Raw genomic sequence first — 21,046 nt, forward strand, 5'->3', positions numbered from 1 at the left:
ATGAAAAAAATATGCAAATATAGTGTCCTCTGGTTTTTATTAATGTTGGTAGTTATAACAACTACTTACGGACAAGAAAAAAAATTAGTTCAAGCGAGCCAGAATTATGAAACGTTAAACTTTGTAAATGCTCAAAAAATATATTTATCTGTTGCAGAAAAAGGGTATAAATCAGAAGAGCTATATGCCAAATTAGCAAACAGTTATTATTTTAATGCACAATACGATCAAGCAGTAAAGTGGTACGATAAATTGTTTGATATGGTTGATAAACCAAATGAAAACATCATTTATCTAAGGTATTCTCAAGCATTAAAAGCCATTGGGAAAAAGGGCAAAGCCATGAAATTTTACGATCTTTTTGTGCAAGATAGTCACTATAAAGAGTCGTCGTTATTAGCAGAGGATTATTTAGCATTAATTAAACAAAATTCTGGGAGATACGATTTAGACCCAATTCGGGGCATTTATAATAAGAATAAAATAAGTTTTGGTTATGAAAAAATAGGTGACACATTGTTTTTTGCATCTACAAAAGACTCCAAAGCCATTTTAAATAAAAAAAGTGCATGGGATGGTCTTAGTTTTCTGTCATTGTATAAACTTCAGTTAGATTCTGTAAATCAAGCAAAAGGTAGTCCTAAAATGTTAAAAGGTAAACTGAATAGTAAATTTCATGAATCTTCACCAATTTTTACGCCAGATAACAAAACAATGTTTTTTACCAGAAGTAACCAGAATCTGGATGATGATACAGGTGAATATAAATTAAAAATATATAAGTCTGTTAAAATAAATAACAAATGGCAAGAAGCAGAAGAGCTTTCTATTAATAGTGACGATTTTTCTACAGCACATCCTGCATTAAATTCAGATGGAACAAAATTATATTTCTCATCAGATAGACCTGGTGGATATGGAAGTTCAGATATTTACGTGTCTGCTTTAAGTAAACAAGGTGTAGTAGGAGAACCTGTAAACTTGGGGCCAGAAATTAATACTGCAGGAAAAGAGACATTTCCATTTATTACTAGGCTTAACGAACTTTATTTTTCCTCAGATGGACATTTTGGTTTAGGTGGTTTAGATATTTTTTATGTTAAAATTATAGATGATCATTATGGGAATTTATTAAATGTAGGAGAGCCTTTAAACTCCAATGCAGATGATTTTGCTTTTGGTATAGATTTACACAATAATAGAGGTTTTATAAGCTCTAATCGTTCTACAAGAGAAGGGGAATTTGTGTACGATAATATTTATACGTTTAAGCAAAAAGCACCTATTAAAGATGTCTTTTTTTCTGATATAAGTGGTTACGTAACAGATAGGAAAACTAAGCAGCCTATTGAAGGTGCAACCGTAAGTTTAAGAAATCCTGATGGATTGGTCTTACAAGGTGTTAAAACCGATGCGAATGGATTTTATGAAATTGAAACCAAGAAATTTCAATCTTATTTTATAAAATCAGAGCAAGATCGTTATGATACCGATGAACGTTTAATACAAACACAAGTAGACCATCAAGAAATTAATTTTGAGTTACAACCCAATATAGCAGATCTTAATCCGGGTATGAATCTTGCAGAAGTACTTAACATTCCTATTATTTATTTTGATTACGATAAGTCTAATATTAGAGCAGATGCAGAAGTTGAATTGCAAAAAATTCTAGAAGCACTAAACCAATATCCAAATTTAAAATTAGAAATAAGATCGCATACAGACAGTCGTGGAAGCGATGCGTACAATATGAAACTGTCTGCTAGACGTGCACAATCTACATTAGACTATTTAGTGAGTAAAAATATAGACCCAATTAGATTAACCGCAATAGGACTAGGGGAAACTCAATTGGTCAATAAATGTTCAAACGGTGTCGATTGTACAGCAGAAGAACATGAGGATAATAGACGTAGTGAGTTTATTATTAAATAATATTTAAGAACCCTCTTTTTTTAGATTATCTTATATATTTGGATAGATTAATAGCATAACTTCTTCTTATATTTTGAATAGATTAATAGCACTAAAAAAGAGGGTTTATTTTTTTATAAATTCAGTAACAGTCGTGATTACCTCTTGTAAATGTTTTGGAATTTCGTTTGTTGTCCATGGGTGAGAAGTATTGAAAACATGGTTAGCATCCTTAATAATTTTTAATTCGCTATTAGGGTTCCAATGGTGTAAATTATAGGCTTCGTTAATACTAACACTAGTATCTGCATCTCCATGAATTATTAATTGAGGAATTTTTAAATGCGTTGCTGCACGTTTTATAGTTAATCGTTCTTCGTTAGCTTTAAAATCTTCAAAAAACTGATAATAATGTGGCATGCTCTGTTTAGTTCTGCCATTAATTACATATTCAACACCTTCTGTTTTCCATTGCTCTAAGGCCTCTCCGCTAGACATTCTAGCTGCGTAATCGCTTACACCGGCTAAACTAATTACTCGTGTAATTCGGGAATCTTCTTCTGCTTTAATAGTCACAATTCCGCCGCCTCTACTGTGGCCCATCAAGTTAAGGTTACTTGTATCTGCTTCTGTAGTAAATGTCTTGTTATTGATAATCCAATCTATTACCATTTGCAAATCGTCTAACTCTATAGAATAATTATTTAGTCCAAAGGCATTTAAGTCAGGAAAGTCAATAGGTTGTTCTGCTGTACCGCCATTGTGCGAGAAATTAAATTTAATAAAGAAAAAACCTGCTTTAGCAAACCTTTCTGCCATTATATTCCAGGCTCCCCAATCTTTATAACCTTTATAGCCATGACAAAATATGAGTATGGGTTTTGGCGTATTATTAACTGTAAAATATATATCTGTAACAATAGGTTTATTGTGTAATCCTGGAATAAGAGTGTTTGCTATACGTTTCATAACATTAAGAAGTATGTTTTAAACTAGGTGCTATAAAGTTAAACCATTATCATGGCTTAAAAATATATTTAGCCAAAAAAAAGCACAAAAAAAGAGTGAGATAACCAGTCCCACTCTTACAAACAAACTAACTAATTGACATAGTTTAACTAACTATCTATTTAAAATTAAAACTATATTTTTTATGTTTAACGGTTTTTCACGTTAACAATAATTACTTTTTAAGTAATCTCTAATTAAGTAATTAGAGTAATAGAATTATAAGAACAAAAATAGGAGACTTATATAATCTTGAAAACATCTATATTGGCTATTATGTGTGCTATATTAACTGTAAATAAATTGTTAACCTTTTGTTATGGTAAAATAACACATATTAGGGTTAATAATACACATGCTATACCATATACATTTTGTATTTTTGCTATATAAAAGTGAAAGTCTAATGAAATTAAAACCAACTTACGAAAAGGTAACACCAAGTTTTGGAAGCTCGTTGGTGGTAAGGCAGCATACGCAAGAAGCCCACAAGAGTAAGGCTTTTTGGCATTTTCATCCGGAAATAGAGTTGGTTTACGTAAATAAAGGACAGGGAAAAAGACACATAGGAAATCACTTATCGTACTTTAATAATAGCCAGCTTATACTTATAGGTTCTAATTTACCTCATAACGGATTTGCGGATCGGTTAACTGCACGGGGCTCGGAAACTATTGTACAGTTTTTGCCTAATTTTTTAGGAGATACATTTCTTACGCTTCCTGAAGTAGAACGTATCGCTATGCTTTTTGAGCGTGCAAAAAAAGGTATATTATTTAAACCAGAAACAAAATTAGTTGTTGGTCCTAAAATTGAAGCTCTAATAGAATTTCAAGGATTTAATCGTGTTTTAAAATTATTAGAAATTTTAAACGATTTAGCCATGTCTGAACACTATAGTCTTTTAAATGTAGATGGTGTAGCTTTTGAAACGGAACCTCAAGACAGTGCAAAAGTAGATGTTATTTTTAGATATATTAATAATAATTTTCAGAATCATATTAGCTTAGAAGAAATTGCAGATCAAGCCAATATGACGGTGCCTGCATTTTGTAGATTCTTTAAAAAAGCAACTGGTAAAACATTTACAAAATTAGTAAATGAATATCGTGTGGTGCATGCAACTAAATTATTACAAGAAAGTGAGATGAGTATTACAGATATTTGTTTTGAATGTGGGTTTAATAATTTTTCTCATTTTAATAAATTCTTTAACGAAATAACAGGAACAAGTGCTTCTAAATATAGAAGTGAAATGACACGTATAATACAATAAGTTCAGTTTTACTTAGATATATAAAACCCTCAAATTTTAATTAAATTTGAGGGTTTTATGTGTTTATAAGGACAACAAATTTACATGTCTTTCTTGCCTTTTTTTTCCTTTCTTCTCGCTTTAAACTCTTCTAGGGTAAGTTCTCCATTAGCGTCTGTATCCATCATAGTAAATTGCTTTTCTAATTCTTCTGTAGACATTTCTTTTCTTCTTTTAGTCGCTTTAAATTCGTCTAACGAAATTGTTTCATTCTTGTCTGTGTCCATCATCTCTAACATTTTTTCTGGATCAGGTCTCTCTTTTTTGTCTTGTGCTAGCGAAGTAAATGAAAAGGCAAATAATGCTACAGCTGTAGCTGCAAATGTGATTGTTTTTAATTTCATGAGTAAAGGTTTTAGTGGTTATTATATATGATATAAGACAGTAGTTAATTAATAAAGTTTAAACTGAAATTAAATATTTTTTCGCTTTACAAGATTGAAATTTTAAAGTGTTATCGTTCGCCTTGCCATTCTGCATAAAACTGATCTAAAAAACTAACCATATAATCGTGGCGTTGTGCAGCAATACGTTTCCCTGTATCTGTGTTCATTTTATCTTTAAGAAGTAGAAGCTTTTCGTAAAAATGATTAATTGTAGGTGCAGTGGATGCTTTATATTCCGCTTTAGTCATATTTAAATTTGGAGCGATGTCTGGATTATAGAGTTCTCTGTTTTTAAAACCACCATAATTAAAAGTCCTTGCAATACCAATGGCTCCAATAGCATCTAGTCTATCTGCATCTTGCACCACAGCGAGTTCGGGAGAAGAAAATGTTGCCTCAAAATTTCCGCCTTTATAAGAGATGTTTTCAATTATATTAATAACATGTTGTATTACCTCTTCAGTAACATTAATTGTTCTTAAAAATGCCGTGGCTACTTTAGGGCCAACAGTTTCATCGCCGTTGTGAAATTTACTATCTGCAATATCGTGTAGTAGTGCACCTAATTCAACAATAAAAAGGTCTACCTGTTCCGTTTTGGCTATAAGTTTAGAGTTTTTGTATACACGTTCTATATGAAACCAATCATGTCCGCCTTCTGCACCGCGTAATTTGTCTTTTACAAAATTAATTGTAGTTTGTATTTGTTCTGCTTTTGTCATAGCTATAAAAGTAAAAATTCCTAACTGAGACAGAAAGGAATTTTTTAAGATAAAAATATTTTAAATTCAGCTTTATAATTTTGCTGGCTCTACCCATTTAAATTCAAAAGAATTGTTTGGTACTTTCATGCGTTCTGCAATACGGGTCATTCGTGCTGGAAGTTTAATGAGGTAATCTCTAGCTTTTTCAGCTTCGTCTGTTAGTCCAGAAATTTTTTCAATTTCCCAACGTTTCAGTAATTTTTGTAGGATGTCAATATAGTCCATAGAGGTGTACACACCAATACGTTGTGCTGTGTTCGAAAATTCTTCGAATGCCGTACTTATTTGTCCGCCAGATTCTCTTAAAAAGTGTGCCGGCATGGTAATTTTTTGTTTCATCATATAGTGAAACGCCATCATCATTTGGCTTGGATCTACTTTAAAAATACGTTCTACAAACTCGCTATAAGCATTGTGGTGTCTCATTTCGTCACCAGAAATAATACGGCACATTTTGCTTAATTGTTTATTGCCGCGCTCTTTAGCTAATTTTGCAACACGGTTGTGAGAAATGTAAGTAGCAAGTTCTTGGAAGCTGGTGTATACAAAGTTTTTATAGGGGTCGCGGTCTGTACCAATATCAAAACCATCAGAAATTAAGTACTGTGTGGTTTTTTCAATTTCGCGCATATTCACACGTCCAGAAAGGTAAAGATATTTGTTAAGCACATCGCCGTGTCTGTTTTCTTCGGCGGTCCAGTGGCGTACCCATTTAGACCATCCGTTACGTTCTACTTGTCCAACCCCTTCTACATCCATTAACCAGGACTCGTAAGTAGGCAAAGCTTCTTCAGTAATCATATCTCCAACTAAAACAACCCAAAAATCGTAAGGTAAGTCTTTAGCCAGTTCTCTAATTTCTTTTACTTCTTCAAAAAAATTTGGGCCTTCAGAATTTGGTAAAAAATCTGTTGGTTGCCATATGGTTTCTGTGGGTATTAAATATTTTTCTATTAAAGCGTCTACGTCTTTTTCTAAAAACTGCATCACTTCTAACCTTACATTTTTTAATGACATAATGTTAAGTTTTAATGGTTTATACTTTGTGTTACAGTGTGTTCAATCTGGTCAATTAAAGTGTCTGTAGTCTCTGTAAAGGTAGATAAATTTATGGGTTTATGAACAGTTAATATAATCTGAGCACCTAAACCCATAGGAAATTTACCATATTTTAACGTTTTCCATGAGTTATTTATGGTTAAAGGAACCACTGTTGCATTGGGTATATTTTTCATTAAGGTTAGCAAACCACGACGTTGAAATGGTTTTGGTGTGCCATCTTTACTTCGTGTGCCTTCAGGAAAAATAACAGCAGCGTATTTTTTTTCGTTTATAAATTCAGAAAATTCGTTTATGGCACGAATAGATTGTCTCGGATTTTTTCTGTCAATTAAAGCGGCGCCACCATGGCGTAAATTATAAGATACACTAGGTATCCCTTTACCTAATTCTATTTTACTAATAAATTTAGGGTGGTATTGTCTCATATACCAAAGTATTGGGGAAATGTCGTACATGCTTTGGTGGTTAGATACTATAATTAAAGGCGCGTCTTTAGGGATTTCGTTATCAAATTTATTAATGTATTTAAAACGTGTGCCTAAAATATTTAAGCAGCGTAATAAAAAAAACTGTAAAACATTTACGCTATGTTGCAATGCATTGTATCCAAACACACGATGGCTAATCCATAACATTGGGTGAAAAATACAAATGGTTAATAAAAAAGCAAAAGCATATAAGACAGTTAAGGGATACGCTAATAGTTTCATGAATTAGGTTTTGGAAATTTTCAGTTTAAGCAAAAATAAGATATAAAAAAACCACGCCAATAGCGTGGTTTATATTTTTTACAAAAAAATGTCTTAACACACTTGGTTAAAAGCATCTTTAAGATTGTCTGCAATCATTTCTGCAGGACGTCCTTCAATGTGGTGACGCTCTAACATATGTACCAATTCTCCATCTTTAAATAATGCAATAGAAGGTGAGCTTGGCGGAAAAGGAATCATATATCCTCTCGCAGCGTCTACGGCTTCTTTATCTACACCTGCAAAAACAGTTACTAAATGGTCTGGTTTTTTATCGTTTTGTATGCTCATGCTAGCTCCTGGACGTGCATTTGCTGCAGCACAACCACAAACCGAATTTACAACCACTAAAGTTGTACCTTTCTTTGCTAAAGCTGCATCTACAGCCTCGGCAGTGTGTAATTCTTCAAAACCAACTTTGGTTAAATCTTCGCGCATTGGTTTTACTAAATCTGCTGGATACATATTTTTAAATTTTTTGTTTATTATATAAAGGGCAAATATACATAATAAAATACAGAAACAATCAGGACTTTAACGTAACCTAAACAAGTCTAGCTATTACAATTAATTTGGGTGTTCCCTTGCTTAGGCAAGGTCGGGCTATACGCTATATCTTTTTGTTTGCAAACAAAAAGGATGCCGCTGCTATCCCTAACGCAAATTTCTAAATACCATAAACTTTAATAGATAAGGCACCTATATCAGTTAAAAGCAAACAGGTTTTAATGGTTACTCTTAAAACTACAAATAGTATATTTGCATGAACAAAATTATGAGTATGAGTATTTCAAAATGGTTAGGAGCTACATTAGGTTGGTCTTTTGGTGGACCAATAGGTGCAATATTAGGATTCGCGTTAGGAAGTGTGGTCGATGGGTTTACTAACGGAGGTATTAAAGTAAGTACAGGACAAAGTCCATACACTTCGGCAACCCAAACCCGAACACAATCGGGCGATTTCGAAGTTAGTTTATTAATACTTGCAGCTATTGTAATAAAGGCAGATGGGATTAGCGATAAACGCGAATTAGATTTTGTTCGTGCTCAATTTGTTGGGATGTACGGTAAAGAACGTGCAAATCATGCCTTTAAATTATTTAAAAAAATAAGTCAGCAGCAAAACATTCCTGTTCGCGACGTGTGTTTACAAATTCGTCAAATGATGGACCATCCATCTCGACTTCAATTGCTTCATTTTTTATTCGGAATTGCAAAAGCTGATGGTAATGTAAGTCAAGTAGAAGTCGATACAATTTATACCATTTCTAATTATTTAGGTATTCGAGCTATAGATTTTGAAAGTATCAAAGCCATGTTTTACAACAGTAGCGATAATGCCTATAAAATTCTTGAAATCGATAAATCTGCCACTAACGACGAGATCAAAAAAGCCTATCGAAAAATGGCTAAAAAATATCATCCAGACAAAGTACTTCACTTGGGAGATGAACATCAAAAAGGCGCCGAAGAAAAATTTAGACAAGTACAAGAGGCTTACGATCAATTACAAAAAGAGCGCGGTTTTATTTAATAAAAATCTTAACTTACTGCAAGGTTTGTATTTATATTCTGTAGAGGGTATTTAAGGTTATAGTGTATTTGTTTTAATTTCAATTTTAGTCTTACCTAAAAATATATTTGCATTCAAGTAAATTGTGTATCTTTGTAATAAATACAAATTTAGTGGTCACATTATCTGAAGAAAATTATTTAAAGGCAATCTATCATTTGGGTAAACAAGGTTCGGTTGCGGTAAGCACCAACGCAATTGCCGAAAAAATTGAAGCTAAAGCATCATCTGTTACCGATATGGTTAAAAAGTTAGCGGATAAAAACTTAGCAAATTATGTTAAGTATCAAGGCGTAACGTTAACAGAGCAAGGACGCTTAATTGCGGCTTTAGTGATTAGAAAGCATAGACTTTGGGAAGTGTTTTTAGTAGAAAAACTAAATTTCACTTGGGATGAAGTTCACGACGTTGCAGAGCAATTAGAACATATAAAATCTTTAAAGTTAGTAAACGAATTAGATGCCTTTTTGGGATGTCCCACTCATGATCCTCATGGTGATCCTATCCCAGATAAAGACGGTAATTATGCACCAATTAAAAGTGTAAATATTCTAGAGATTAATAAAGGTGAAACCGGAATTTTAGCTTTAGTAAAAAATTCATCTGATGCGTTTTTAAAATATTTAAACAAAAACAATTTGGCATTAGGAGATAAAATAAAGGTTATAGATTTTGAGCCTTTCGATAAATCTTTAACTATAGAAACAGCTACTCAAACGCTTATCATCTCTAACGAAGTAGCTAAGAATTTATATTTAAGATTGTAATTATGGAACACTATAACCCTTTATCTGCACTTATTATATTTTTTATAGTTATTACACTATTATATATAGTATTTAGACCTGTTAAAGGGTGGTTTTGGAGTTTGCGGAAACTGGTTAAAACGAGTGAAAAAGTTATTACAGAAGATATTTTAAAACAACTTTATCATTTTGAAGATTCAAAAAATAAAGTAGATATGAAAACCTTAGTTCAAGTGTTGGATTACAAGCACTCAAGTATTGTTGAGGTTGTAAAAAACATGACTATAAATGATTTAATTTATTCAGAGTCAGATGTATTAAGATTAACTGATGAAGGGCGTAATTATGCCCTTAGAATTGTAAGAGTACACAGGCTTTGGGAGCGTTATTTAGCAGATAAAACAGGGATACATAAGAAAGAATGGCACGATAGGGCCGAGTCTATGGAACACCGTTTAAGTCATGATGAAACCGAAGAATTAGCAGCGCATTTAGGTCACCCAAAATTCGATCCACATGGCGATCCCATTCCCACAACAACTGGAGAAATGGCAGATGTTCATGGTGTAGAATTGCCGCTTTTACCAGTGGGGTCTGTAGGTAGAATAACCCATATAGAAGATGAACCCGAAATTATATATAAGCAAATTCTGGCCGAGCATATTTATATGGGGTCTATACTTAAAGTTATAGAGAATAATGCCACGCGAATTGTATTTGAGTCTGAAGGTGAAGAGTTTAAATTAGCACCTATAGTTGCTGCAAATTTAACTGTTGCATTAATAGAAAAAGAGGTTGAAATAGAAGAAAATGTAGCGCGTTTATCTAGTTTAAAAGCAAACGAAACTGCAAAAATTTTAGGAATTTCAAGAGAAAATAGAGGGGAAAGTAGAAGACGCTTGCTAGACCTTGGCTTTGTAAAAGGTGCTACTGTTAGTATTGATCTTTTAAATCCGTTGGGAAATCCTAATGCCTATTTAATTAAAGGGACATCTATCGCATTACGTCACGATCAGGCTTCTAAAATCTTAATACAAAAAGATTAAATTATGGAAACAAATGTAAAAAATGCCTGCGAAACTTGTGCACTATATAATAAAGAAGGTTTAAAGAAACTGGGTATACATACCGATAATTTTGATTTTGTTATTGCACTTGCTGGAAATCCCAATACGGGGAAAAGTACGGTATTTAATGCCTTAACAGGATTAAAACAACATACTGGAAATTGGCCAGGGAAAACAGTTACACGTGCAGAAGGCGGTTTTGAATATAATACAAAAAAATACAAACTCGTAGATTTACCTGGTACGTATTCTTTACTCTCTACCTCTGAAGATGAAGAAACTGCTAGAGATTTTATACTTTTTGGGAAACCAGATGTTACCGTTATTGTAGCCGATGCTAATCGATTAGAACGCAATTTAAATTTAGTGCTTCAAATCTTAGAGATTACAGATAAAGCCGTATTGTGTTTAAATTTAATGGATGAAGCAGAGCGTAATAAAGTAGAAATCGATGTAAGAACTTTGTCGCGAGATTTAGGAATTCCGGTAGTGCCTACGAGTGCTAGATTTAACAGAGGCATTCCAGAATTAATTCAAACGATTAGTGAAATAGCAAGTGGTAAGATTGTATGTAAACCACATCGTATAAAAAATGTGCCACAAAATATAGAACTTGCTGTTAAGAAATTAACAGCCGAAATAGAAAAAGAGTTTCCTAATATCCCGAATAGTCGTTGGATTGCATTTAGATTATTAGAAGGGGATAAGCAAATTATAGAAGCTTTAAAAACAGGAGAATTTCTTTAAATTTTCAGTCTTATGAAAGAGAATAATATACATCGCATTATCGAGCTCTCTAACGAATTACGTTGGCAAATTGGAGATGAGTTTCACGATAATCTCACCGAGAGTATTTATGCAGATGCTGCAGATATTGTAAAGGATTCGGTTAAAACTAAAGATGGCGAAAAACGGTTTCGATTAGATTCTAAAATAGATAAAATAGTTACCAGTAAAACTTGGGGATTTCCTATCATGTTTTTAATTCTGGGCACAGTGTTATGGCTTACTATTGTTGGAGCAAATTATCCATCGTCTTTATTGGCTAGCTTACTTTTGGATACCATACATCCCATTTTAAAAAGTGGAGCCGAAGGTCTACAAATGCCTTGGTGGTTATCTGGGTTTTTAATAGATGGTGTGTATTTGGCGGTAGCTTGGGTTATTGCGGTAATGTTACCACCTATGGCTATCTTTTTCCCGATGTTTACACTTTTAGAAGATTTTGGTTATTTACCACGTGTAGCATTTAATTTAGATTCTTTATTTAATAAATCTGGAGCACATGGTAAGCAAGCTTTAACAATGAGTATGGGTTTTGGCTGTAATGCTGCAGGTGTAGTCGCTACCCGTATTATTGATAGTCCACGAGAACGATTAATAGCTATTATTACAAACAATTTTTCTTTATGTAATGGGCGATGGCCTACGCAAATATTAATTGCAACCATATTTATAGGTGCAGTTGTGCCACAATCGTTATCTAGTATAGCATCCTTGTTGGCTGTAATTGGTATTGCTGTATTGGGAATGGCTTTTATGTTTGGGGTCTCTTGGGCATTGTCTAAAACGGTTTTAAAAGGCGAGGTCTCTACATTTAATTTAGAGTTACCACCTTATCGTCCGCCACGTTTTTGGAAAACAATTTACACGTCTTTAATAGATAGAACATTAATTGTATTATGGCGTGCTATTGTCTTTGCTGCACCAGCAGGAGCCGTAATTTGGTTAATTTCTAATATTTATTTGGGAGATGAAACTATTGCAGCTTGGTTAATTAATGGGATGGACGGATTTGGCTTTTTGTTAGGATTAAATGGTGTAATTTTATTAGCTTATATTGTTGCGATCCCTGCAAATGAAATTGTGATTCCAACCATATTAATGCTTACTGTAATGGTAACAGGTATAGGTGGTGGTGCTGGAGCAGGTGTGATGTTTGAGTTAGATTCAATGCATGCTACTGGAGATATTTTAAGAGCGGGAGGTTGGACTTTATTAACGGCTATAAATTTGATGCTTTTTAGTTTATTACATAACCCATGTAGTACAACAATTTATACAATATATAAGGAAACAAATAGTGCAAAATGGACTGCGGTTGCATCTATAATGCCAATTATTTTAGGTTTTATAGTTTGCTTTTTGGTAGCACAAATATGGAGATTAATCTTTTAATGTTTTTTTATTTTAAAAATATAGTCGGCTTATTAAAATAAAGCATAGCAGATAACAAAACGCTCTTATAAGTAGATTAAATTTGAGGTTTAGTATAAAAAAGAGAGTGTAAGATTTAGGCGATTCTATTACATCTTGTAATTAAGATAAATAAGGTTGAAAATTCAAGAATTTTCAACCTTATTTATTTGTATTGAGTGTGATTTTTTTATGAACAGCCACAGTTATTACCATCAGAGCCACATGCCTTTTTCTTGCTGTTATTTTTCTTCCAGAAGAATTTTTTAATCAGGAAGGCAACGGCTACGCCTAAAGCTGCAAAAACTAATATATTTTGTATGATTGTATTCATAATGTAATAGTCGTTTTTGGTGCTATAACTTTCAATAATATTTACTTACTTTAAAACCTGAAAGGCAATTAATGCTGTAATGTATGCAAGGCCTGTCATGAAAACCAATTGTAATGTAGGCCATTTCCAACTGTTAGTTTCGCGTTTTACTATCGCTAAAGTACTCATACATTGCATGGCAAATGCATAAAATAAAAGTAGCGATATTCCGGATGCGAAGTTAAATAGTGGGCCACCTAAAATTGGATTTACTTCGCCTGCCATTCGGTTTTTTATGGTTTCTTCTTCATCATTTCCTACACTATAAATAGTTGCTAATGTACCAACAAAAACTTCGCGAGCTGCAAAAGAGCTTACTATGGCAATTCCTATTTTCCAATCGTAACCTAAAGGTCTAATTGCTGGTTCTATAGCATGACCTGCAATACCAATGTAAGAATGCTCGAGTTTATAAGAGTCTATTTTGTGATCTAAATCGTCTTGAGATAAGTTTTCAGCAGCATATTTTTCTGTAATAATCGCTTCCGCTTCATTAAAATGTTCGCCTGGTCCATAAGATGCTAAAAACCATAAAATAATAGAGATGGCAAGTATAATTTTACCAGCTCCAAATACAAAAGATTTTGTTTTTTCAAGTACCGTTAAAGCCACATTTTTAAATAATGGTAATTTGTAATTTGGCATTTCAACCACAAAAAAAGTCTTGCTTTTAAGTTTCATTATACGATCTAAAATGTAAGCAGCTATAATAGCTGTAGCAAATCCTAATAAATATAAAAGCATTAAAGTAAGGGCTTGGTAGCTTAAACCTAAAAAGTTTCCATCTGGAATAACCAACGAAATTATAATAAGATACACAGGAAGGCGGGCAGAACATGTTGTAAATGGGGTAACCAATATCGTTATTAATCGTTCTTTCCAGCTTTCTATGTTTCTAGTGGCCATTACTGCAGGAATCGCACATGCTGTACCAGAAATTAAAGGCACCACACTTTTTCCGCTTAATCCAAAGCGTCTCATAATACGATCCATTAAAAAAACCACTCTGCTCATATATCCGCTTTCTTCAAGAATAGAAATAAATAAGAATAGAAAAGCAATTTGTGGTATAAAAATTACTACACCACCCAAACCAGGAATAATACCTTCTGCCAATAAATTAGTAAAAGCACCAGAAGGAAGTTCATTTTTAACCCATTCACTTAAGGCTGCAAAAGACGAATCTATAAAATCCATCGGTATGCTTGACCAATCGTAAATGGCTTGGAAAATCATTAATAAAATGAATAAAAATATAAGATACCCCCAAACTTTGTGTGTTAAAATACGATCTAACTTGCTTCTTAAATCTTTAGCTTTAGCAGGATCTATGGTTTGTCCTTTTTTAAGGGTGTTATTTATAAACTGATACCGTTTTATGGTTTCTTTTTGCTGTAAACGTTTTAAATCTGTTTTACTTTTTATTTTAAAATCTGCAACTGCTTCAAATTCATTACGGTCTGTTTTTCCAAAATTTGCATCTTGGGTAATTACCAACCATAATTTGTAAAGTAATTGGTTAGGAAATACTTTTTGTAAGCGATCAAAATACGGTTTATCAATTTCTGAGGCGTTTAAACAAGGTGTTGTAGATTGCTCTCTGTAATTTGCTATAAGATCTTTTATTTTATCTATCCCTTCATTTTTTCTGGTACTAACTACAGCTATTTTTGTTTTTAGCTCAGCTTCTAAAAAGGGGATGTCTAAAGAAATTCCACGACGAGACATACGGTCTGCCATATTAATAACAAGTATGGTTGGGATTTCTAAATCTTTAATTTGAGTAAATAGAAGTAAATTTCGTTTTAAGTTTTCTACATCACTAACAACAATAGCAATATCAGGAAAGTCTTTTCCTTTTTTATTAAGTAAGAGTTCTATAACAACATTTTCATCTAACGAAGATGCATTTAAACTATAAGTACCAGGGAGATCTATTATATGGGCTTTAACACCACGAGGAAGTTTACAAATTCCTTCTTTTTTTTCAACTGTTATCCCAGGGTAATTTCCTACCTTTTGATGCAATCCAGTTAAAGCATTAAACACCGATGTTTTTCCCGTGTTTGGATTTCCTATTAAAGCAACATTGATTTGTTTACTCATGCGATAATTTTTCAATTAAAATATGATTAGCAGTGTCTTTTCTTATCGCCAGATGTGATCCATTAATATTGAGGTAAATGGGGTCTTTAAATGGTGCGATTTGTACCAATTCTACCTGATTGCCTGGAAGGCAACCCATTTCTAATAATTTTAATGGAATCTCTATAGATGAAACATCTGTAATTACAGCTATTTCTCCACGTTTTAAATGAGCTAAAGTTGTCTGCAAACTTATTTAGATTGATTTTAAAGAAGCAAAAGTAAGGTAAAAAGTGATGCTAAAAAAAAATTAACACAAAAACTACTTTTTATATTCTCTTTTTAAGGTTTTAATATCTTCTAGTAATTGCTCAATTGCTTCGGGATCTGTACCATCATAATAGCCTCTAATTTGTTTTTTCTTATCTATTAACATAAAATTTTCGGTATGTATCATATCATACTCATCGCCATTGCCAAAAGTTTTTACTGCCATATAGCTTTTTCTTGCCAAGTCATAAATCTGTTTTTTATCGCCTGTAACTAAATTCCACTTGGCATCATTAACCCCTTTTCTTAACGCGTAGCGTTTTAATTGTGCAACGGTATCAATTTGTGGAGTTACAGAATGGGAAAGGAGCTTAATGTCGTCATCATTAATAGTTTCTTTTTGAATTTTTACCATATGGTCTGTCATGATCGGGCAGATTGTTTGGCAGGTTGTAAAAAAGAAATCGGCTACATAAATTTTATCTTTATAATCGTCTTGTGTAATGGTGTCTCCATTTTGATTTATGAGGCTAAAATCTGCAATTTTATGATATTTTCTAACATCAAAAAGTGTACTATCTACAAGTTCTTGGTCTATCTGTGCTGGTTGATAAATAGGAAGAGGTTTTTCAATGTCTAAAATATTGTAAATTATAGCAATAATAATCATAGATATAATCGCAAAAACAATGGCGAAATACCTGTAAGCTTTAAAATAGGATAACATGTTTTTTAATATATATCGTGAATTGCACAAAAATACAAGTAAAATTAAGTTTAATGAAACCCTTTTAATACTAAATGCATGTTAAAAAAAGAAGGGTAAAAGGTGTTAAAGTTTTTTTACCACTTTAAAAAATGTATTTTTGCGCGTTAAAATATAACTGTTTATACTACATGGAGTTTCTAATTAAGATTTCTCAATTTTTATTAAGCCTTTCTTTACTTATTGTTTTGCACGAGTTGGGGCACTTTATTCCCGCAAAACTATTTAAAACACGTGTTGAAAAATTTTATTTGTTTTTCGATGTTAAGTTTTCTTTGTTTAAAAAGAAAATAGGAGATACCGTCTATGGTATAGGATGGTTACCGCTTGGAGGGTATGTAAAAATATCTGGTATGATAGATGAGAGTATGGACAAAGAACAAATGGCTTTACCACCACAGCCATGGGAGTTTAGAAGTAAACCGGCTTGGCAGCGTTTAATTATAATGCTTGGTGGTGTAACGGTAAACTTTATTCTTGCTGCACTTATTTACATAGTTATGGCTTTTGTGTATGGAGAAACAGATATTGCTACAAGCAGTATTAAAGATGGTTACTTGGTTACAAATCCTATACTTAAAAATATGGGGGCACAAACGGGTGATAATGTTATTGCTATTAATGGAGATCCTGTTACAGGATATTCTAATATGAGATCAAAATTAATTGAAGCGAAAACAATTACTATTGAACGTAATGGAGAAGAAAAAACACTTACTACTCCAGAAGATTTCTTAGGACAATTAAGCACTAGTGAAGATAGAACCTTTTTTGAATTACGTATGCCATTTGTTGTAGCTCAGGTTCCAGACTCCTCTGCAAATAAAAGCGTTGATTTAAAGCAAGGCGATATTATTACAGGAGTTAACAATATAAAATTGAAATACTTTGATGAATTTGAACCGATTTTAGAAGCTTCAAAAGGACACACTGTTCAAGTAGATGTTTTAAGAGATAATAAAACTCTTACTCGAGAACTTAAAGTTAGCGACGAGGGTAAATTTGGAATTGCATATTACCCAACTGCTAGTGCAGAAACACTTAAGGCTTTAGGTTATTATGATATTGTAACTAAAACCTATAGTTTAGGAGAAAGTATTGGAGTTGGAGCTGTAGAGTTTAAAGATCAAATTGTAGGGTATTGGGCTCAACTGGGTATGATTTTTAATCCAAATACTGGTGCGTATAAAGGTGTAGGTGGTTTTAAGGCTATTTTTGATATTTTTCCTAGCTCTTGGAGTTGGCAACAATTTTGGGGTATTACAGCCTTTTTATCGGTAATGTTAGGTGTATTAAATTTATTACCTATTCCAGCTTTAGATGGTGGACATGTTATGTTTTTACTATACGAAATGATCTCTGGACGTAAGCCAAGCGATAAATTTTTAGAATATGCACAAATGGTTGGATTCTTCTTACTTATTGCTTTAGTGCTGTTTGCGAACGGAAACGACATTTTTAAAGCCCTGTTTAAATAAAAAAATAAAAAAAACTTTAAAAAAGTTTTGTGTAATTGATATAAAGCTCTATATTTGCACTCGCAAAAGCAAAACACTCCTCCTTAGCTCAGTTGGTTAGAGCATTTGACTGTTAATCAAAGGGTCCTTGGTTCGAGCCCAAGAGGGGGAGCAAGCTAGCAAAAAGCCTTACAGAAATGTAAGGCTTTTTTTATGCGTTATAATCACTTACGGTCCTACGTATAGATCACAATAGTTTAGTTAAATTATGTGCTTCACGATATTGTTACATTACCCCATTTTAGTTGATGCATCTAGTATGAAATAATATATATTATTGTGCTCGCATATACTTCTCTTAGATTGGATTTACTTGTGGAGTAATATTTAGAGGTTAAGATAATAGTAGTCTTGTGTGTTGTTATTTTTTAGTCGAACTGTAGTAATGCCAGATTCTGTTTTTTAAGCAAGTTTTAATAGACTTAGGGATAGTTGATGTCTTAGATTAGCAACCTATATTAATACAATTATAAATTTAAATGATGTGAATAAAAATTTTTAAAGAAATTCAATAAAAAAATGATAACCTGACAAACATCATATATTAAACAAGATTTAGGTTGTAATTTTGAAGTGTGTTTTTTAGGAATCTATTAGCCTGGAAAATTAACTGGCAAATTTTTTGATTATTATTTCTTTTAACCTTCAGTTTAATGGTATTGGGCTGAAGGTTTTTTTTATTTATTGAATAGGTGCTTTAAGCTAGAAATAAATGCCTTTTAAAGACTATTGTGTGTTTTTAGTAAGTCGGCCTCCTAAGGTCCTAAATAAGCTATTATTGGGCAGAAAAATATTTTTCGGTCAGTAATTATTTTTAAACAAAAAGGCTACCTTTTTTAGGTAGCCTTTTTTATCAGTTTTAATAAGATTAACAATTAAAATGTTAATGCTATTTTACCACGAATGTAAAAAGGTGTTCCTGGTGTAAAGTGAATTTCTTCAACAGATTCTGGTTCGTCAAATAATCTGCTTTCTGTTGCAAATTGAGTTTCATTCCATTCGGTGTCAAATAGGTTTTCAATAATTATACTATATGTCCAGTTTTTCCAAGTGTAATTAATATTAAGGTCGCTTACAAAATAACCTTCAGCAACTATAGAATTATCTTCATTTGCGGGTCTGTCATCTACATATCTGTAGTTAATACCTCCAGAAAAACGTCCAAGGTTTTCTATAGATAGCCCACCTACAGAGGTAAAGTCTGGAGCTAGTGGGATATAATTTTCGCCATCTGGATCGTCTATACTTCTTCCGTGGGAGTAATTTATATCAGCAAAAAGATATAGCCAATCTAGTGCTTGATATCTTGCTCCAAAATCTATCCCTAAACGTTCTGTTTTTCCGCTAGGTTCAACAATAGCAGCATCACCAACATATACAAATTCTTGTTCTAAAAATAAGTACCATAAACTTGCATTTATAGCTAAGCGATTAGTTGGCTTAAAAATGGTTCCTAAATCTGCTCCATATGCTGCAGGAAGTATAGATTCTCCGTTATTAGCAATTACAACTCGGGTGTCGTTAGAGTGAAAGCCCATTCCTGCTTTTAAGAATAATTGAGTATTCTTATTCAAAGAATAAATTGTGTTTAATTTTGGACTTACACGCACTTTTGTTTCGGCTTCGTCGCTATACGTTTCGGAAAGCTGATCTTCATATTGAAATTTAAAATAATCTAATCTCGCAGAGGGATTAAACTTCCATTTTCCTGTTTTAAATTCAGTATTTAAAAAGGCATAGGTGTTAACCTCATCTACATCGCCTAACGATTTGTATTCTAAAACTGTTTTTCTATTTAATGTATGAGATAATTCTACATCATCTACATTGTCATATCTAAAACCTATTCCTGCCTGATATTTAAATAAAGTATGCGCTCCTAATTCAATATTTCTATGTTCGTAAACGGTGTTAGCTCCTGTAGTTACTCGGTTTTCAAATTGTTTAATTTGATCGCCGTTAACTGGGTCGTCTAAGAAAAAAGTAAAGTTAGAATATAGCTCAAAATTATATTGAGAAACATATGCAGATGTTTTAAATGATTGGTTATCGTCTATGACTTTTACATGATTAATTAAAAGGTTAGTACGGCTGGTTTCTCCACCTTCTGTGTCATCAATAGATCCAAACCTGTCAATACTTCCGTTGTCTACGGCACGTTGAGGAATTTGTCCTGAAGCATCCCATTTACTCTGAAAATGTGAAGCTGTAAAAGTTAATTCTTGATCGCCTGCTAATTTGTAATTATAACGTCCTAAAACATTAAAACGACTAAAGTTTTGAGGGGAATCGAACGGGCCATCTGTTAATGATAGCTCTGAAGCGATATACGCATTGCTCTTATCATTATTTAAAACGTTAAACATACCCATAATGCGGTTGGTGTTAAATTGTCCCGCTTCAACAGATACATAATTGTTGTCTAAAGTCTTTTTTAAGCCTAGATTAACATAACCAGCAGTGGTAAAGTTACCTTTGTCTGCGTAATAAGGTCCTTTGCCAAAATTAATATTATCGATAGTTTCAGGAATTACAAAGTGTAAGTCTGAATAGCCTTGACCGTGTGCATGCGATACCATATTAACAGGTAGCCCATCTACAGTAAGGTTAATGTCTGTACCATGATCAATATCGAAACCTCTTAAAAAAATCTGTTCTGCTTTTCCTCCACCTGCATGCTGACCTATAATAAGTCCAGGAACTTTTCTTAAAATCTCTTGAGATGATTTAACTGGATCTTTTTGGACATCAATATTCACAAATTTGCTTAAAGCATCTAGTTCTGCAACTAGCATAACCTGATCTAAAGAAATGTTTGCCGCTGTTAAGGCAATTGTTATGGGTTTCTGTATGTCTGATGCTGTAATGCGAATTGTTTTAGGCTCGTAACCCAAGCGCGATATGTATAAAGTGTCGTTAATATTGGTTTTACTTAGCGTAAACGCGCCTGTTTGTGTAGAATGTGTATGTGTTTCTGTAGTTTTATTAAATATACTAACTTCTTCTACGGGCTTATTTTCGCTACTCACAATATACCCAGTGATTTGCTGGGCATATATTAAACTGGTAAGTAGCAATGTACATGCTGTTAAATAATGTTTCATTTATTTCATAATTATGTGTTGTCCTTGTTATAAGGAATTAAAATGTAATGGTTGTCAATGTATCGGTACTTTTAAGCATAAAATACTGCCTGATTTTAGACGGTTTACGTATACTTACGAAAAACATCTACATCGGGTTTTACAAAGA

The 21,046-nt window shown here is 32.9% G+C and carries 17 protein-coding genes, 1 tRNA gene and 1 pseudogene; 8 read left to right on the forward strand and 11 right to left on the reverse strand.

The window, feature by feature from the left end:
- Complete coding sequence (locus tag FNB79_RS04585; RefSeq protein WP_143380183.1) at positions 1-1,938, forward strand: OmpA family protein; 1,938 nt, start codon at positions 1-3, stop codon at positions 1,936-1,938.
- A gap of 105 nt (positions 1,939-2,043) precedes the next feature.
- On the opposite strand, the gene FNB79_RS04590 is transcribed toward FNB79_RS04585, so the two are convergent.
- The gene (locus FNB79_RS04590) at positions 2,044-2,886 is read right to left on the reverse strand and encodes an alpha/beta hydrolase family protein (RefSeq protein ID WP_143380184.1); all 843 of its coding nucleotides are present in this window, start codon (positions 2,884-2,886) and stop codon (positions 2,044-2,046) included.
- A gap of 445 nt (positions 2,887-3,331) precedes the next feature.
- Here FNB79_RS04590 and FNB79_RS04595 point away from each other — a divergent pair, with 445 nt between their 5' ends.
- On the forward strand, positions 3,332-4,201 hold the full coding sequence (locus tag FNB79_RS04595; RefSeq protein ID WP_143380185.1) for a helix-turn-helix transcriptional regulator: 870 nt from the start codon (positions 3,332-3,334) through the stop codon (positions 4,199-4,201).
- A gap of 80 nt (positions 4,202-4,281) precedes the next feature.
- Here the strand turns inward: FNB79_RS04595 and FNB79_RS04600 are convergent, their stop codons facing one another.
- From FNB79_RS04600 to FNB79_RS04620, 5 genes are all read right to left on the reverse strand, one after another.
- Positions 4,282-4,584: an EF-hand domain-containing protein gene (locus FNB79_RS04600; RefSeq protein ID WP_143380186.1), complete on the reverse strand. Its 303-nt coding sequence runs from the start codon at positions 4,582-4,584 to the stop codon at positions 4,282-4,284.
- 110 nt (positions 4,585-4,694) lie between these two features.
- Positions 4,695-5,348: an HD domain-containing protein gene (locus FNB79_RS04605; RefSeq protein WP_143380187.1), complete on the reverse strand. Its 654-nt coding sequence runs from the start codon at positions 5,346-5,348 to the stop codon at positions 4,695-4,697.
- A gap of 72 nt (positions 5,349-5,420) precedes the next feature.
- On the reverse strand, positions 5,421-6,407 hold the full coding sequence (locus FNB79_RS04610; protein ID WP_143380188.1) for an acyl-ACP desaturase: 987 nt from the start codon (positions 6,405-6,407) through the stop codon (positions 5,421-5,423).
- Between the two features lie 11 nt (positions 6,408-6,418).
- Positions 6,419-7,162: a lysophospholipid acyltransferase family protein gene (locus tag FNB79_RS04615; RefSeq protein ID WP_143380189.1), complete on the reverse strand. Its 744-nt coding sequence runs from the start codon at positions 7,160-7,162 to the stop codon at positions 6,419-6,421.
- A gap of 93 nt (positions 7,163-7,255) precedes the next feature.
- Positions 7,256-7,666 carry a BrxA/BrxB family bacilliredoxin gene (locus tag FNB79_RS04620; protein WP_143380190.1) on the reverse strand — a complete coding sequence of 137 codons (411 nt, stop codon included), beginning with the start codon at positions 7,664-7,666 and terminating at the stop codon, positions 7,256-7,258.
- Between the two features lie 316 nt (positions 7,667-7,982).
- Between FNB79_RS04620 and FNB79_RS04625 the strand changes: the two genes are divergently transcribed.
- From FNB79_RS04625 to feoB (FNB79_RS04640), 4 genes and pseudogenes are all read left to right on the forward strand, one after another.
- Positions 7,983-8,735, forward strand: a complete 753-nt coding sequence (locus FNB79_RS04625; protein WP_143380191.1) for a DnaJ domain-containing protein — start codon at positions 7,983-7,985, stop codon at positions 8,733-8,735.
- Positions 8,736-8,887: 152 nt separating this feature from the next.
- Positions 8,888-9,541, forward strand: a complete 654-nt coding sequence (locus FNB79_RS04630; protein WP_143380192.1) for a metal-dependent transcriptional regulator — start codon at positions 8,888-8,890, stop codon at positions 9,539-9,541.
- 2 nt (positions 9,542-9,543) lie between these two features.
- Entirely contained in the window at positions 9,544-10,566 is a 1,023-nt protein-coding gene (locus tag FNB79_RS04635; protein WP_143380193.1) for a metal-dependent transcriptional regulator, read from the forward strand.
- Positions 10,567-10,569: 3 nt separating this feature from the next.
- Positions 10,570-12,765, forward strand: a pseudogene (gene feoB, locus FNB79_RS04640) (ferrous iron transport protein B).
- 208 nt (positions 12,766-12,973) lie between these two features.
- Here the strand turns inward: feoB (FNB79_RS04640) and FNB79_RS04645 are convergent.
- The 4 genes from FNB79_RS04645 to FNB79_RS04660 form a co-directional block, all read right to left on the reverse strand.
- The gene (locus tag FNB79_RS04645) at positions 12,974-13,117 is read right to left on the reverse strand and encodes a FeoB-associated Cys-rich membrane protein (RefSeq protein ID WP_143380194.1); all 144 of its coding nucleotides are present in this window, start codon (positions 13,115-13,117) and stop codon (positions 12,974-12,976) included.
- Between the two features lie 45 nt (positions 13,118-13,162).
- A complete protein-coding gene (gene feoB, locus FNB79_RS04650; protein WP_143380195.1) occupies positions 13,163-15,262 on the reverse strand; it encodes a ferrous iron transport protein B in 2,100 nt (699 codons plus the stop codon).
- Entirely contained in the window at positions 15,255-15,491 is a 237-nt protein-coding gene (locus FNB79_RS04655; RefSeq protein WP_143380196.1) for a FeoA family protein, read from the reverse strand. Before FNB79_RS04655 ends, feoB (FNB79_RS04650) begins: the two co-directional genes overlap by 8 nt.
- 72 nt (positions 15,492-15,563) lie before the next feature.
- Positions 15,564-16,238 carry an SCO family protein gene (locus FNB79_RS04660; protein ID WP_143380197.1) on the reverse strand — a complete coding sequence of 225 codons (675 nt, stop codon included), beginning with the start codon at positions 16,236-16,238 and terminating at the stop codon, positions 15,564-15,566.
- 170 nt (positions 16,239-16,408) lie between these two features.
- Here FNB79_RS04660 and rseP point away from each other — a divergent pair, with 170 nt between their 5' ends.
- The gene (gene rseP, locus FNB79_RS04665) at positions 16,409-17,755 is read left to right on the forward strand and encodes an RIP metalloprotease RseP (RefSeq protein WP_143380198.1); all 1,347 of its coding nucleotides are present in this window, start codon (positions 16,409-16,411) and stop codon (positions 17,753-17,755) included.
- Between the two features lie 77 nt (positions 17,756-17,832).
- Positions 17,833-17,906: transfer RNA gene (locus FNB79_RS04670), tRNA-Asn, on the forward strand.
- A gap of 763 nt (positions 17,907-18,669) precedes the next feature.
- Here the strand turns inward: FNB79_RS04670 and FNB79_RS04675 are convergent.
- Positions 18,670-20,898: a TonB-dependent receptor gene (locus tag FNB79_RS04675; RefSeq protein WP_143380199.1), complete on the reverse strand. Its 2,229-nt coding sequence runs from the start codon at positions 20,896-20,898 to the stop codon at positions 18,670-18,672.
- Positions 20,899-21,046 lie beyond the last annotated feature (148 nt).

The sequence above is a fragment of the Formosa sediminum genome, from assembly GCF_007197735.1.
GTDB lineage: Bacteria > Bacteroidota > Bacteroidia > Flavobacteriales > Flavobacteriaceae > Formosa > Formosa sediminum.

What these genes read in the sequence shown, in the direction of transcription:
- FNB79_RS04660 (WP_143380197.1), bottom strand. Translation starts at nt 16,238, where the DNA reads ATGTTATCCTATTTTAAAGCTTACAGGTATTTCGCCATTGTTTTTGCG.
- FNB79_RS04615 (WP_143380189.1), bottom strand. Translation starts at nt 7,162, where the DNA reads ATGAAACTATTAGCGTATCCCTTAACTGTCTTATATGCTTTTGCTTTT.
- FNB79_RS04610 (WP_143380188.1), bottom strand. Translation starts at nt 6,407, where the DNA reads ATGTCATTAAAAAATGTAAGGTTAGAAGTGATGCAGTTTTTAGAAAAA.
- FNB79_RS04595 (WP_143380185.1), top strand. Translation starts at nt 3,332, where the DNA reads ATGAAATTAAAACCAACTTACGAAAAGGTAACACCAAGTTTTGGAAGC.
- FNB79_RS04620 (WP_143380190.1), bottom strand. Translation starts at nt 7,666, where the DNA reads ATGTATCCAGCAGATTTAGTAAAACCAATGCGCGAAGATTTAACCAAA.
- FNB79_RS04605 (WP_143380187.1), bottom strand. Translation starts at nt 5,348, where the DNA reads ATGACAAAAGCAGAACAAATACAAACTACAATTAATTTTGTAAAAGAC.
- FNB79_RS04635 (WP_143380193.1), top strand. Translation starts at nt 9,544, where the DNA reads ATGGAACACTATAACCCTTTATCTGCACTTATTATATTTTTTATAGTT.
- feoB (WP_143380195.1), bottom strand. Translation starts at nt 15,262, where the DNA reads ATGAGTAAACAAATCAATGTTGCTTTAATAGGAAATCCAAACACGGGA.
- FNB79_RS04590 (WP_143380184.1), bottom strand. Translation starts at nt 2,886, where the DNA reads ATGAAACGTATAGCAAACACTCTTATTCCAGGATTACACAATAAACCT.
- FNB79_RS04625 (WP_143380191.1), top strand. Translation starts at nt 7,983, where the DNA reads ATGAGTATTTCAAAATGGTTAGGAGCTACATTAGGTTGGTCTTTTGGT.
- FNB79_RS04600 (WP_143380186.1), bottom strand. Translation starts at nt 4,584, where the DNA reads ATGAAATTAAAAACAATCACATTTGCAGCTACAGCTGTAGCATTATTT.
- rseP (WP_143380198.1), top strand. Translation starts at nt 16,409, where the DNA reads ATGGAGTTTCTAATTAAGATTTCTCAATTTTTATTAAGCCTTTCTTTA.
- FNB79_RS04645 (WP_143380194.1), bottom strand. Translation starts at nt 13,117, where the DNA reads ATGAATACAATCATACAAAATATATTAGTTTTTGCAGCTTTAGGCGTA.
- FNB79_RS04675 (WP_143380199.1), bottom strand. Translation starts at nt 20,898, where the DNA reads ATGAAACATTATTTAACAGCATGTACATTGCTACTTACCAGTTTAATA.
- FNB79_RS04585 (WP_143380183.1), top strand. Translation starts at nt 1, where the DNA reads ATGAAAAAAATATGCAAATATAGTGTCCTCTGGTTTTTATTAATGTTG.